Below are 14592 nucleotides of genomic sequence, written 5' to 3'. Positions count from 1 at the left end.
CGCATAAAAATGGCCTTAAGGATAGAGACTTTCCGTTCAGTACAGAGGCGCAAACCAAAATCAATCTTTGTAGATTAGGAGTCAAAATGAAGATTAATGCAGTGGTGATCTTAGGTTTAATCGTAACGTCGACCTACTTTCCTTCGGTAAATGCTGCCGAAATTTATAATTCTGATGGTAACAAATTGGATTTGTACGGAAGATTCGATGCAATGCATTGGTTCTCGGGTGACAATGGAATTGATGGTGATCAGTCTTATCTACGCTTTGGTTTTAAAGGGGAAACACAGATCAATACTCAATTAATTGGGTATGGACAATGGGAGTATCAAGCTAATCTTAATCGGCCTGAAAGTGAAGATAACAAAAACTTTACTCGAGTAGGCTTCGCTGGGTTAAAACTACAAGATTATGGCTCTATCGACTATGGCCGAAATTATGGCGTACTCTATGATGTTGCGGCCTGGACCGACGTTATGCCAGAATTTGGCGGTAACACCTACGGCGCTGATAACTTTATGTTTCAAAGAGCGAATGGTCTGTTAACTTATCGGAACAATGACTTCTTTGGCGTAAATGACGATCTCAAATTTTCCCTCCAGTATATAAACAGCAATGGCGGGCCAAGTGAAACAAATAACGGTCGCGATGTATTGGCTCAAAATGGCGATGGTTATGGTATGTCTATTGCTTATGATATTGGAGCTGGCGTCAGTATATCGGGCGCATTCTTTAATGTTAAAAGAACGGATGAACAAAATGGGGCAAACAATAAGGATATTATCGGGCGTGGCGGCAATGCTGAAGCTTACAGTGTTGGATTAAAATATGATGATAATTCATATTATGCCGCAATAATATACACACAAGCATATAATGCAACACGCTTCGGTAACGTTGATAGTGCCGCCTATGGTTTTGCTGATAAATCACAAAATATTGAAGCTGTTATTCAATATGGGTTCGATAGTGGGTTTAGGCCATCACTTGGTTATCAGCAGTCCCGTGGCACGAAAATAGATGGATACGGCGATCAAGATATTTATAAAGATATTAATATTGGTGTTTTTTATTACTTTAACAGCAATATGTATGCCTACGCTGATTACCAAATCAATTTACTTAACAACAACAACTTCACAAGAGATGCACATATTGCAACAGATAACATGGTTGCTGTTGCCTTAAATTATCAATTTTAAGGAAAGGGATACTTTCATTTGATGTTCCATTCTAAAATGGACGAAAAGTAATGCCATACAATAATATATTACTGATTTCAGATTTCTGTAGAGGTTCAAGTGATTTACTTGAACTGGCAATATCCATTGCCACTCCATATCATTCACATATCTCTATTGTCATAGAAATCTATGAACCAGAATTATTTTTATTATGTGAACGCTCTATTTTTGAAGAATACAAAAATATACTATTTGCTGAGGCTCGTCTATTTTACAATAATATAACAAAGAACGTAGACTATCCGACATCTATTATCTACACATACAGTAATAAGTATCTTGAAAGCATCCTAGAAATACAGCCAAATTTTGATCTCATCATTTTTAGTAACTGTTCTTATAATCTCGGAAAGAAGTCTGACATTCTCATTAATGGAGGGAGCATGCAATTCAGTAGTGATGTATTAATTGCTCATATATAAATCCATAAGTGTGGATGTCGATATGTGCCACTAAAATTGTATTACTTGTTTATTTTTAGAGTGCTTTTTAAAAGCACTCTTTTTTTATCATCGGATATGAGAACGAATGACAGCCAATTTTAATGCAATCAATACTATTTAAATTTAATAAAAATATTTCAGTTCAACGTTTGAATTGTACTAAGTAGTGCCAGAGAAATAATTTGATGGTGTCAATAATTTACTTTAAATACAAAAGGATAAATTGAATTTCGATTCCAATCGAGGACACTATCATCACTTCTTACTCCTGCCTTTCTCCTGAAAATTCTTATCCCTCCTGTTGACTTATTTTGCTGAAAGTATACTTTTCAGGACATGAATAAAATTCTCATTATTGTTCCTGACGGCGGCATGCTGTTCGAGTCTGCCGGTATTGCTGACATTCTGATGCAGGCTAACCAGTTGCATACGGAAGGCCTGGATCGCCCTCGTTATCATGTTGGCATTGCAACAACCCAGCCGCATCAGGTGATCCACGGCCAGTCCGGGTTAAACTTGCTTGCCGATCATCGCCTTCATGAGCTGGATCCCCGTGAGCCGTTCGACACCATACTCATTACTGGTCGCGGCCAAAATGAGCAGGAAGGCACTGCCATTGTCGACTGGCTGCACCTCGCCGCACCGCATGCAAGCCGTATTGCCTCCATTTGCGGCGGCGCGATGCTGTTGGCGCGGGCCGGATTACTTAATGGAAGACGAGCAACGACCCACTGGAAATTGCTGGAAACCATGCAATCGGCATTTCCTGAGGTGAAGGTCGAAGGTGGGCCGCTGTATATTCAAGATGGGCCGATCTGGACATCCGGTGGCGTCAGCTCCGGTTTTGATCTGACACTGGCACTGGTTGAGGAAGATTACGGTTTTAGCCTTGCCCGCGATGTCGCACAGGATTTAGTGATGTATCTTCGCCGCCCCGGCGGTCAATTACAGTTTAGTCGCTACGATCTGCGGAAAAACAGCGGTTCTGGCCCGATAAGCGATCTACAGTCGTGGATCCTGGAAAACATTACCGCCGACCTCTGCGTTGAAAATCTGGCAGAAAAAGTGGCAATGAGTCCGCGCAATTTCACTCGCGTTTTTACCCGTGAAACCGGCGCATCTCCGGCGCGCTATGTTGCCGAAGCTCGCCTCGCTGCCGCACGGCAACGGCTGGAACAAACTACTGATATGCTGGACGAAATTGCCGCGCAAACGGGTTTCGGCAGCAGTATCAATCTGCGTCGCATGTTTGAAAAACAGCTGAACCTGACTCCGGGGGAATATCGCCAGCGCTTTCATTGTCGCAAAATGGCGTAAAGTGATCCTTTTTTGTCATTTACGCCAAACTGCTCTGGGCCTAAAGTCACTCCTAAGACAACACATAAGGAGTTCATCATGGTCAAGGTCGGTATTAATGGTTTCGGGAGAATCGGGCGCAACGTATTACGCGCAGCACTGGGCAATCCGGATATTCAGATTGTGGCAATCAACGATCTGACAGACAGCAAAACGCTGGCTCATTTGCTGAAATACGACTCTCTACTGGGTACGCTGGCATGTTCAGTAGATGCAGCCGATGGGCAACTGAATGTCGATGGTCGACCCATCGTGGTATTCAGTGAACGCGATCCGGCCCGTATCCCTTGGCGGGATGTGGACGTAGATATCATTATCGAGGCGACGGGTTTCTTCACCGAACGCGAAAAAGCAGCGGTGCATATTCACAGCGGTGGGGCAAAACGCGTCATCATCTCCGCACCGGGAAAAAATGACGATTTAACCGTAGTGATGGGCGTAAACCATCAGCTGTACGACCCGCAAAAACACTTTGTGGTCAGTAATGGTAGCTGCACGACCAACGGTCTGGCTCCTGCCGCACAAGTGCTGCACCAACATTTTGGTATCAAGCACGGTCTTATGAATACCACGCACGCATATACTAACAGTCAGGTATTGCACGACCAGCCCGAACAAGACTTACGCGGCGCACGAGCGGCAGCGCTTTCGATTGTGCCTTATTCCAGTGGTGCCGCCAAAGCGTTAGGCAAAGTGATCCCCGAACTTGATGGCCGGCTGACAGGCTACTCGCTGCGGGTGCCCGTTCCGGTGGTGTCGATTGTCGATCTCACAGTAACGCTTGAGCGTGATGTCACTGTGCAGCAAGTCAACGATGCATTCCGCCAGGCGGCAGCTTCCGGGCCGTTGCAGGGTATTCTGGGTTATAGCGACGAACCCTTGGTTTCGAGCGATTATCAGGGCGATCCGCGTTCATCTATTATTGATGGATTATCGACACTGGTTATCGGCGGAAATATGGTCAAAATCCTCGCTTGGTATGATAACGAATGGGGATTCTCAAATCGCCTTGTCGATCTGGCATTAATGATGAACCAGCGCGAACTATAATCAATGCGGCTCTCGAACACCCGATTTTATCGGGTGTTTACATGGCTCTACCGGCACACACTGTTCTGAACAGGTAAAAAACTCACAAAAAATAGCAAATTAGGGAATAACTGAATGATAGTTATTTTTATCTTACGCCGTCGTGCTTAAATTGAATATAAAGCCCCATTAAGTTATTTACATTATATTTCCTGTAAATTTTCATTCGGTGGGCACTGGCTGTTTTATGACTAATACTCAATAACTCCGCGATATCAGCATTAGATATCCCGGTTAAAATAAGATGCATAACTTCCTTTTCCCTTGGTGTTAACGGGCAGTCACCTTTTAATTGACTGCTGATTTTTAAGTCACGCTTCTTTACCCGGCGATCCAATACAAAATCTTCCAAAATTCGTTTTAATAGTTCTAATGGGGCATTTTTGTATAAAAAAACTGTGGGTATCTTTCTCATTTCGCCGAGAGAATTTAAGGCATTCTGTTCTTTGATAAATAAGAACATATTGGACTTTTTAGCTTTATTACTAATCAGACTAAAAATATAAAGCAAATCTAATTTATTGAGGTTGTCAGCATCAAGAATTATTCGCGCATTATCTACTTGCGAGATTGATTCATAAAAATCTGACAATGAATAACAGATGGCAATTGAAACATCAGACTTGTTACTTTGATTGTTAAAAATCTCAGTTATTATTTCATTAAAAAAATATCTAATTAGATCATATTTGCTGAATATTATTATATTAGACATGCATTAGCTCAATTGTTGAATTTTAAATATGGCAATACACCGAGCAATGTATTATTACAGCTCAAAGAGTGGTGTTGATGGCAAAAAATAGTGGCTCTGTTGAACAGCTCAAATGCGAGTTTTATATCCATTTGAGCTGTTGCTAAATATCATCTACGGTAATAAGTGGATTGCGGGCAGTTAATTAAATGTCACCAGCATTTCCGCCGATGCGGTTACATTGCCAATGGGTAAACTGGTGCCACCAGAGCACAAACGCCAGGTCACCTGATTATTGATAACTTTGGTCGCTTCAGTCGCCAGAATATTGCCTATTTTGACCACTGAATTATCAAAAGGCAGCCCGCTGGTGCCAGTACATACGCCACTGCCCGTCACGCCATTATTGATTTCACCGGTGATATAGCCGCCACCTTGCGCCAGCGCCAAACGGGTCGGTTGATTTTCGTATAAACTGGTTAATGCTCTGAATTGCAGATTAATATTGGCATTGATTCGGTCAGATGCTTGCGAACAAGCCGTGGTTATGGCAGAAGAATAAGTGGCTAACTCGGCCCCCGCCTGCGTCAAACGCTCAACGCTCCCAAAATTAATCATGGTGGGTGTTGAGACGGTACATTCCAATGTAGAGATACGTAATGTGATACTTGGCGGTAAAATAGTGACGCCCTTATCTCCAGAAGAAACATTAGAAAAACTACCAAAATACATTGCCGGTATAATGGCCTCACTGCTTACTTGGGTCCCGTCTGCGACTAATACCCATGACCCTGCAAGTTGGGCGATTCGCTCACCATCAGGCTTATAAAAGGTATGGCTCCCGAAAAATGATGGCGGTAAGCACCACTCTAATCCACTCGGACTGTACACCGTCATACCGCTGGCTACCTTACCCTTAGTCTCGGGTAAACCAATGGTCCCGGTGATACTATCAGGCGTTCCATCGTATAGTACAAAACTCACGGTCCCACTCGCCCGAGGAACTAATCCCACGCCCGGCGCTATCTGTAATGCCTTATAACCACCAATATTGGTAATCATGGCGGCACTCCTCGCACAGCCCCCAAATACATTGCTTATGCTTAACAAACCGTAAGCTGGCACCAATGTCGGGTTATTCAGTGGCCCAGATAATGTTTCATTAAAAGGCAGCCCTTCCCAAATAATACCGCTGCCCTTACCAATAGTAATGGTCTCTGCTCTAACCGACTGAGCTGTGCCCATTAAAACGAGTAATAGCGTTAGCAGGTATAAATACCCTTTTCGATATAAGTCGCCAATCTTTGGTCGTTGGGCGTTTATTATTGCTGTATTCATTTGATCATATTCCGTGCTGTTTTCAGTAACTGATGATGTCAGGCGCATATTTATGCTCCCTCACAGCGAGCGGTCACTGTGCGTATTGGGTTATTGGCTGATGGCGCTTCAACTTTATTTAGATTAAATATCGCCCGGCACTGTTGTTCGGCACTGCTGCCCCACTTCACCTTCAGCTGGCCTTTTTCCGGTAATCCGCTCAGATACACTTGCCCGTTATCGCCAACAATACCGGTATTAGTTTCACCATCGCTGGCGTTATCAACTGTCACCAACGCCCCGAAAGGCAGTGGCTGATGGCCTTGCTGCAAGGTGACCAGCGCCTGATAACCGACGCGGGTGGCAAAATTCGCCATCACCACCGCCCCTTTGGTTGGATAGACATTCAAACTGGAGTGCGTGATATCGACATCGTCCGGCAGGGTGGTCGGGTTCAAACTAATGCTGTTGTTTTGGTAGTTCGACAAGTAAGGCACCACCGCATAGCCGCGACTGTCAGTACGCACGTTGCCGTTCATCACACTCACGCCACCGGCCCCCGGCGCACTCACAATCGCTGCCGAACTGCCCAACATCTGGCTGAGTGTCACGCCGCCCGGATGGACTACTACCGCACCATTGCCGCCCATGTTTAATGAGCGCGACTGGCTACCATAGCTGTAACCCATATTGGCCATGCCTTTGCTGCCCTGATAACCGGCATTCAATGTACTGGTGCTCGGAGCATTGCCATTGGACCAGCCTTGCATCGCGCTATAAGAGAAACGATCATCCAACGCGCTGCCGCTGATACCGGCCTGTTGCTGTACCTGCCCCTGATTATTGTGGGTCATCTGGTAACGGGCATAACTGCGGCTGGCCGACTGAGCCTGGCTAAACAGGTTCAACGGAACTTGCATATTCAGCGCCAATTGGCGATCTTCCGGCCAGTTGCCATCGCCTTTGACCCGATTAATGCTGTAAGCCATCCCATAACTCACGCCACGGTAGCTGCCGTTATAGCCCGCCGATACCGTATTCATTACTTTATCATTACCCCAAAAATCATTGCGTTGTAATGACAAATAGGTTGAACCCCATGACCCCAGTTGCTGATTAAGCTGCACCTGGAAATTAGAGCGCTGTCGCTCCAGCGCCCACGGCACCTGCCCTTCACTAAGCTGATAGCCCTGACTGTTAAAATCGGAAAAACTGTAATAATGGCGGGTGGAATAGCGATAAGCCGCCAGATCTATCGAGGTGCCGGTTTCCAGCAAACTCTTGGCATAACGAATCCGGTAAGAGCTACCTTGTTGGCGGCTATCTTGACCGGCCAACGTGGTGCTTGAAGTGGTGATATCCGCCGACAGCGCACCGAAACTCCCCAGTGACACGCCGCTACCGGCGACCATAGAGGCATAGTCCTGCGCTACCAACCCGCCGCCATATAAGGTGACGTCGTAAGGCAGGCCATAGATTAAGGTGCCGAGCACAAAGTCGGATTCTTTCGAGCTGGTGGTGATCCCACCGTTGTAACGCCCGGTGGTGAGCTCATATTTGAGGCTACCGGGGCGGCGCATCACTGGCAGAGATGACAGCGCCAGTGTTTGGGTACGAACGGTGCCATCAGTTTCGGTGATGGTTACCGTCAGGTCGCCGCCCTGCCCGGTCTGGAACAGGTCATTGATACGAAAAGGCCCCGGTGCCACAAAAGTCTGATACACCACATTGCCGTTCTGGCTGACAGTCACCCGGGCGTTACTTTGCGCAATACCGGAGATGACCGGCGCAAAGCCGCGCAGGCTAATCGGCAGCATATCGTCACTGGAATTAAGCTTGACGCCGCGGAACGGAATACTGTCGAAAACGTCATTTTCAGTATTGCTTTCCCCCACCAATATTTCTGAACGCAGAGCGGCGATATCCCGTTGCAGATAAGTGTTGGAAAACTGGGTCTGCTGGTTGCTCTGGCTGTCAATATTGCCACCACGACTCTCGTTGTAGGTGTAAGTCATATCACTGCGCAGCCGCCATGCCTGCCAGTTCAACCCACCGCGCACGCTGGCAAACAGGTTGGTTTGAACTGTATTCCCGCCGTCGTATTGGCCATCCTGCCAGTTGCGCCCGCCGTTGGCGCTGTAATTAAGCAACAGGGCCGGAACGCCCTGATCCCATAAGGCGGGATCAACTGCACCTTGGCTATTAGCCTGCATCGCTATCTGTGGAAAGCTGAGCTCCAGCCGTTGTTGTGGAAAATCAAACCGGACGCGTGCCTCGGGGATCAGCTCATTGATATTGTCGATGGCAACATCCGGCGGCAACCCAACAAAAGCGGGCAGCACCTGCGTGTTCACGCCCATTTCATGCAGAAATGCGGGGGTTAACTCCGGCGCCACTTTCCCTTGTTTATCGGCTTTAAACATCAGTTGGTGCTGGCCTAAATCCACCTGATTGACAAACAGTGTCACCAGATAACTTCCCGCAGGGATCTGGCCTGCGGTTTCAAAAGCACTCAAGTCCGTGGTGGCAGATTGCCCGCCGGTCAGCGCCAGCAAACCAGGGTCAAAGTAATCCCGCGCGCTCGCAGGCGTCGTTGCTGTCAGGAAAGCAACGCCGACCAACGAGGGCAGTATTGTTAATTCAGCGTGGCGGATTTTCATTTTTCTTCTATCCATTACAAAGTCAGGCCATTACGAAAGTCAGAGGTCATATCAAAGGACTACAAATTTTGATGCTTGAAAGGCGTATCCCAACCATCTTCATCAATTAACTGCCAGCTCACCTTGCCGGTAGCGCCTTCTGGCAAGCGGTACTGGCGCTGCCCTTTAGGCGGAACCATCAAGCGAAGCTGGGCTTTATCCATTTCGCTCGCCCCGACGTGAAGCCGGGAAAAAGTCAGCCAGTAAGGTGTCGGATTTTCTGCAATCAGCACATTGCCTTCGCGGCGAAAACTCAGTTGTGACGCCACATCGGCCACCGCGCGTTTAGCCAGCCCTTCAGGCCGATAGAAGACTTTCATATTGCTCACCACGGTGAGTGCCATCTGCCCGGCTTGCGCATCTTTGTTAGTCTCTTGCTGTGCAGGGATGGCTTTCATCGAGATAAAAAATACTGATTCGCGATCGGTCGGTAGCGGCTCACCGTTACGCCGGATACGCAATGTCAGCTCACTGTTCGCTTCCAGCCGTGCCAGTGGTGGTGTGACGATAAAGGGCATCGCCCCCTGATCTGTATTCGTCATATTCACATCACCGGTAACCGGATCGACGGGTTGTATCCAGGACTGCATCAAATACGGCGCGGCACTTTTGTTATAAGCCGTCAGGCTGACGCCTTTCTTCTCGGTTTCGGGATAGATAACCCGCAACACGTAAAACGAAATCCCCGGCTTATTGGGGGCCGTTTGGGCTGCCGCAAAGCCAGAAAAAAGAGTGAATAAACACAGCCCAAAAGCAATGAGGTGTTTGGGAAAGACAAAACTCATGATGTTTCCTTGATTGACGACACCGCCTGCTGACATTGACTCGATAACCCACCGAAATCATTGATGGTTTGCCATTTAGCTTGTGTCACGGGCGCGGAGACTGAATAAGTCGCAGTGCTCATCGGGGCCACCATTGAGGGTTGGTTATCCAAATCAATAGTGGTGTGATTCAGCACCAGTTGCCCCAGCGTCTGGTAGTAAGGTGTTGGATTGTTCACGCGCACGCCTTGAGCTGTCGCGTTGAACTCCAGGCCACAAGCGGCGGCATCTTGAGAAACAGCCAGACCCGTTGGGCGATAAAACAGCTTAATCATAAAGCGCAGCCCCATAGAGACCTGGTTGCTGGCGCTGTTCTGTTCTGTTTGTGCCGGAATACCCACTACCGAGAGGTAAAACAGCGACTCGCGATCAGTGGGCAGGCCCGCGGTATCCTGCGGCAAAATACGCAGTAACTGGCGGTTATCAGCGCGCAATGGGAAAAGCGGCGGCGTGATAACAAAAGGAGCGGATGCCGTGTCATCAAGATTACGTTGCACCCGACTCTGAATAAGATAGGTTTGGTTATCACTGTTTTTGACGGTCAGCGTCTGGGCTTTGTCCGTCGCCAAAAACACCATGCGCGTCTGGCTCAGGCTGATACCGCCCACATTGGCTGCAATGGTATTTTCAGTTGCCAGCAGCAGTAGCAAAAATACGCTGATTCTGGCTGGCAAGGAGGCGCGAACCGGTAGCATAGTGACCTCAGCGATAAACAAGATTAAAGAGCACCCGGGCGTTCAATTCACCAGGTTGTAAATTGCTGCACTCTGCACCGTTGCCGCAGGTCACACCGGCATAAAACGTGATGCTCTGGTTAACTGGATTTACCCCTTTGGCTGCCAGTGGGATATCGTCACCATTCTTGACTTCGAGTTGATTGTAATTAGGGGTTGTCTCAGTTTTTACCAACATCACGCCCATACCACTGGCGACAGAATCACTGCTACGAAACAGCCACTTACCGCTCTGAACCATCCCTTCACCACTGACATTCACCGCTGGCGTAAAACTGGGATGAGTGCCGCTACAGGCTTGCACATTCAGAGTGAAAGGCTCGGCTCTCACCAACGCATTAGCGGTAAGTTGAGCTTGAGCAATCGGGCCCAGTGACAGGACGCTTTTATTCAGGCTCAAGGTGCAAGTCCCCGGATTCAGTACCGCCGAGAAATTGAGCGTCACCGCCGATGCCGGGGCAGCCAATAGCCCTTGCAGCCCGAGGGCGATGGCCAATAAAGAGAGGTTACGGCAGAGTCTGATTGAAGACATTAATGCCCCCTTCGTCATTGATCGTCTGCCACTGAACCTTGCCGGTGGTGACTGAACTTGGGTAGGTATGATGACTAAATGGCGCAATCATCAATGCCGCAGGGCTATCGAGTTTGGCGGCCTGATCACCTATTTTAAGGCTGGCAAAACTGACAAAATACGGTGAATTGTTGCTCACTTTAATACCGTCTTTCACCCGGGAGAATTGCAAATCCCGCTGTGCCGCGGCGGATGACGATGGCAATCCTGACGGGCGGTAAAACAACTTGATAATATTGCCGACGCCAAATTGTACTGTTCCACTGACGCCTGCACGTTGATTACCCGACTCGGGCATGGTGCTGGCAGGAATTGCGCTGGCATGAAAAAAGAATACTGACTCGTGGTTATTTGGCGCATTTACGTTTTGAGCCACGATACGAATTTGGTTAGTGCTGCCCGCTTCCAGACGAAATAGCGGTGGTGTAACCGAAAACGGTGCCGGTTCATATTTATGCTGCATACGGCTTATGCCGGTTTGCACCAGATAAGGTGTTGCAGCCAGGGTATTACGAACCGTCACACTAATACTGGGGGCACCCTGAGGATAAATCAGCCGGGTGGCGTTGATACCAAATCCTTCCGCCTGTGCCGCGAAAGACGAGGCAAATAAGGACAGCATCAAGGAAAAAAGCGGGAAGAAACGGGGCATTCTACGGCTCCTGTGGGCTAAAAAAAGCGGGCAATAATGCCCGCTTGCGAACAGAGATAAATCAGTTGTAGGCGAAGCTGAACAAGATAGGAGCGCTAACAGCGCCAATATCTGCTGCTGTTGCAGAAGTTGAAGCCAGACCCGCTTGTAAGCTCAGAGTCTTGGTATTGAAATCGCCTGCCGCAGGTGTAGAACCAGCGGTTGCAACGATCAGTTTGTCATTGTTGCTGATAAAGGCAGTTGGAGTAGCGACCTTGCTCAGCATGATGCCGGTGTTGGTGCCGGTGGTGTTAAACATGTTCGGGTTACCACCCAGTGTCTGACCGGTTACGACCAGACCGGCGGTATCACCAGCAACCAATGGATCCTGACAGTTGTTCAGGCCAACAGTGAAAGGCTTAACGCTGGCGGCAATTGGTGTGGCGACAGAAGTAAACTCGCTGCGTGTGTAGTTACCCAGGTCCAGATTATTGGTAGACAGGCTGACGTCACAGGTGGCAGCAACCACGTTGGCAGTGATAGTCATCTGGGCGTTAGAAGCCGCCTGAGCACCACCAGTAGCAGCCAGTAACAACAATGCAGCCGGAGCCAGAGTTAATAAATTCTTATGCATGATATTTCCTTATTTAATTGGTGTATCCGATTACTCGGAATTAGGTGTTATAAAAGTCATAGGCAAATAAAACCATTAATTGGCTTATTACCAATGTGTCAGCATGCAACACTTACTTATTCCCCAGACATAGCTAATGCATGAATGAGGCTTTCTTCATTTCTTGATAATATTTTATGAGTTAATACATCCGACCTCTTTAATTACTCAAAGAGTTATCAATATAAATATAATCAAAACAAACGATGAGTTATGCTCCAACTCAACTTACTGATGGAAAAGAATAATAGTTTTAGTATTAAGGTCGAATAGATGTAGGAAAACTGTATTTATCCGTACTCCTTAAGAACATAATCTTATGTAGTCATAAAAGTCATGTAGCCATAAAAACTATTGAAATGATTATACTCGATTTTTTTATCTGGTAAACACAACATGAACGGGCGATTGGACTAACAAATCAAAAACATACCACATTTTACTCTGGGAAGGTGATGATATCGGACAATTTTAGTCTGACTATTTATTTATTGCAGGGTTTTAAATTCAATTAACAAGTTAATCCCAGATAAAAAGACTTAATAAAAAAAATTTAAAAATCCTTAAAATCATACATTAATGTAGGAACAATCTAACAATTAACTATTATTTTAAATAAAATGTAATTGTAAAGTTATATAACAAATATATTTAACCTATCGCTCTGATTTGTATTTATTAATTTAAATTCAGTCAATTAATATACATATATGTAAAGTTAGGTAAAACGAAGCAATAATATAAGTGTTTGTTTTTAAATTACTTTATAAAAATTGACAATAATAAATCAAACACAGCATTCTCTATCGCCATTTTAATCTTTCATTCAATGCAGCTATCGCACGATCCCTAAGTCAGCACGCGATTGCCTTCCCCTACTCTCTGTTCGAATCCCGTTCTTACGGCGATAAACATAATACTGATAACCCCACTGCGGCATGACACTCCGGGGAATGCCAACCGAATAATGTAGAATACGGTTCATTGCAATGTAAGAAATTCATGATTTAAATCACTTTATTAGGATTATTATTAAACAAATAGACTACCGTTTCTCCATCACAAACGATGAACCGTAATTAGAATCTCATTTAACGAGATATTAATCATAATCAATTCCGGTTTGTACGATATTTCCTACGGGTTTTATAGGTTAATTCTTGGGTATTTTTTATATTATAAAAACGCATTGAAAATGACTTCTTCACGGGCATAATGCGCTGCATTATTTTATTCAGCCGTTTATCTGCCCCAACAGGGCAAATAAGGATATTCCCTGTGCTGCGTTCCCACTATTTAACATTAATAGCTGGCATATTGTTGCCTACGGTAGCTATTCCATTTGCAAGTAATAGCGCGGAATTAGCCCCCGCGCAGCAAAGTATTCATCAGCAGGAACGGCAACGGGCACTGGAAGAGCGTCTGGCACCAACCACACCAGATGTGCGCTTATCTGCGCCGTCAGCATCCGTTGGTCGCATCACTTTCCCGGCAGAGCAACCCTGTTTTGTCATTGAACGCGTCACGGTTAGTGGAACTGAACCATTGCCCCGCTGGTTGCCATTGCAACGACTCGCCGATCAAGCGCAAAACCAGTGTTTGGGGGCCAAGGGGATTAACCTGCTGATGAGCCAATTACAAAATCGGCTAATTGATCATGGTTATGTCACTACCCGTGTTCTGGCTCCGCAGCAGGATTTGAACAGCGGTACTCTGGCACTACAAGTGGTACCCGGCAAGATACGTCAGGTGACGCTGACTCCAAACAGTGACCACCATGTCACACTATTTAGTGCTTTCCCCGCACGCCCCGGTAACTTGTTGGATTTACGTGATATCGAACAAGGACTGGAGAACCTACAGCGCGTCCCCACCGTGCAAGCCAGTATGGAATTGATCCCCGGTTCCGCACCCGGTGAGACCGACATCGCCCTGAACTGGCAGCAGAGCAAAATGTGGCGGCTGGCAGCCTCATTGGATGACTCCGGCACCCGCAGCACCGGCCGCTATCAAGGTGGCGCGACACTGTTTCTGGATAACCCTTTATCCCTGAGTGACCTGTTTTATGTCTCGGCTGGCGGTTCAATAAAAAATCGCGGCGATAAAGGTACCAATAACCTAACCGGCCATTACTCGCTGCCTTTCGGTTACTGGACCGCAGGTATTACCGCCAGCAGCTATGACTATCACCAGACGGTGGCAGGGCTGAATGGCGACTACAGCTATCGGGGGGAAAGTGAGAATGTGACACTGCAACTCAGCCGTCTGCTGCACCGTAATGCCAACCAGAAAACCACTTTTACCTACGATGTGCTGA

Annotated in this window: 13 protein-coding genes; 5 read left to right on the top strand and 8 right to left on the bottom strand. The window is 46.8% G+C overall.

The genetic code is table 11. From position 1 onward, the window contains the following. The first annotated feature begins 86 nt into the window (after window positions 1–86). The 4 genes from ompC (at window position 87) to gap (ending at window position 4093) form a co-directional block, all read left to right on the top strand. The gene (ompC, locus tag ACNSO8_RS22555) at window positions 87–1202 is read left to right on the top strand and encodes a porin OmpC (protein WP_418395985.1); all 1116 of its coding nucleotides are present in this window, start codon (window positions 87–89) and stop codon (window positions 1200–1202) included. Window positions 1203–1252: 50 nt separating this feature from the next. Beyond that, on the top strand, window positions 1253–1666 hold the full coding sequence (locus tag ACNSO8_RS22550) for a hypothetical protein (protein ID WP_019081948.1): 414 nt from the start codon (window positions 1253–1255) through the stop codon (window positions 1664–1666). Window positions 1667–2023: 357 nt separating this feature from the next. Next, window positions 2024–3004, top strand: coding sequence for a GlxA family transcriptional regulator (locus ACNSO8_RS22545; RefSeq protein ID WP_418395984.1), 981 nt, complete (start codon window positions 2024–2026; stop codon window positions 3002–3004). A 78-nt stretch (window positions 3005–3082) separates the two neighbouring features. After that, window positions 3083–4093: a type I glyceraldehyde-3-phosphate dehydrogenase gene (gap, locus tag ACNSO8_RS22540; protein ID WP_019081946.1), complete on the top strand. Its 1011-nt coding sequence runs from the start codon at window positions 3083–3085 to the stop codon at window positions 4091–4093. A 127-nt stretch (window positions 4094–4220) separates the two neighbouring features. On the opposite strand, the gene ACNSO8_RS22535 is transcribed toward gap, so the two are convergent. The 8 genes from ACNSO8_RS22535 to ACNSO8_RS22500 form a co-directional block, all read right to left on the bottom strand. Further along, window positions 4221–4847, bottom strand: coding sequence for a response regulator transcription factor (locus tag ACNSO8_RS22535; protein WP_418395983.1), 627 nt, complete (start codon window positions 4845–4847; stop codon window positions 4221–4223). Window positions 4848–5027: 180 nt separating this feature from the next. Beyond that, the gene (locus tag ACNSO8_RS22530) at window positions 5028–6212 is read right to left on the bottom strand and encodes a hypothetical protein (RefSeq protein WP_229694754.1); all 1185 of its coding nucleotides are present in this window, start codon (window positions 6210–6212) and stop codon (window positions 5028–5030) included. 2 nt (window positions 6213–6214) lie between these two features. After that, window positions 6215–8803 (bottom strand): fimbria/pilus outer membrane usher protein, encoded by a 2589-nt coding sequence (locus ACNSO8_RS22525; RefSeq protein ID WP_418395982.1) that lies wholly within the window; start codon window positions 8801–8803, stop codon window positions 6215–6217. A 59-nt stretch (window positions 8804–8862) separates the two neighbouring features. Beyond that, the gene (locus ACNSO8_RS22520; protein ID WP_046050539.1) at window positions 8863–9627 is read right to left on the bottom strand and encodes a molecular chaperone; all 765 of its coding nucleotides are present in this window, start codon (window positions 9625–9627) and stop codon (window positions 8863–8865) included. Continuing rightward, the gene (locus ACNSO8_RS22515) at window positions 9624–10361 is read right to left on the bottom strand and encodes a molecular chaperone (RefSeq protein WP_050160779.1); all 738 of its coding nucleotides are present in this window, start codon (window positions 10359–10361) and stop codon (window positions 9624–9626) included. The genes ACNSO8_RS22520 and ACNSO8_RS22515 overlap by 4 nt, the downstream gene beginning before the upstream one ends. 7 nt (window positions 10362–10368) lie before the next feature. Further along, window positions 10369–10932 (bottom strand): fimbrial protein, encoded by a 564-nt coding sequence (locus ACNSO8_RS22510; protein WP_019083598.1) that lies wholly within the window; start codon window positions 10930–10932, stop codon window positions 10369–10371. Continuing rightward, window positions 10907–11623 carry a molecular chaperone gene (locus ACNSO8_RS22505; RefSeq protein ID WP_019083599.1) on the bottom strand — a complete coding sequence of 239 codons (717 nt, stop codon included), beginning with the start codon at window positions 11621–11623 and terminating at the stop codon, window positions 10907–10909. The genes ACNSO8_RS22510 and ACNSO8_RS22505 overlap by 26 nt, the downstream gene beginning before the upstream one ends. A gap of 61 nt (window positions 11624–11684) precedes the next feature. After that, complete coding sequence (locus tag ACNSO8_RS22500) at window positions 11685–12236, bottom strand: fimbrial protein (RefSeq protein ID WP_019081938.1); 552 nt, start codon at window positions 12234–12236, stop codon at window positions 11685–11687. Window positions 12237–13553: 1317 nt separating this feature from the next. On the opposite strand from ACNSO8_RS22500, the gene ACNSO8_RS22495 reads away from it, so the two are divergent. Beyond that, window positions 13554–14592: ShlB/FhaC/HecB family hemolysin secretion/activation protein (locus ACNSO8_RS22495; RefSeq protein ID WP_418395981.1), on the top strand; the 1039-nt coding region annotated here is incomplete at its 3' end.

The organism is Yersinia sp. LJYL362, from assembly GCF_048323875.1.
This window is presented reverse-complemented; position numbering and strand designations above follow the sequence as displayed.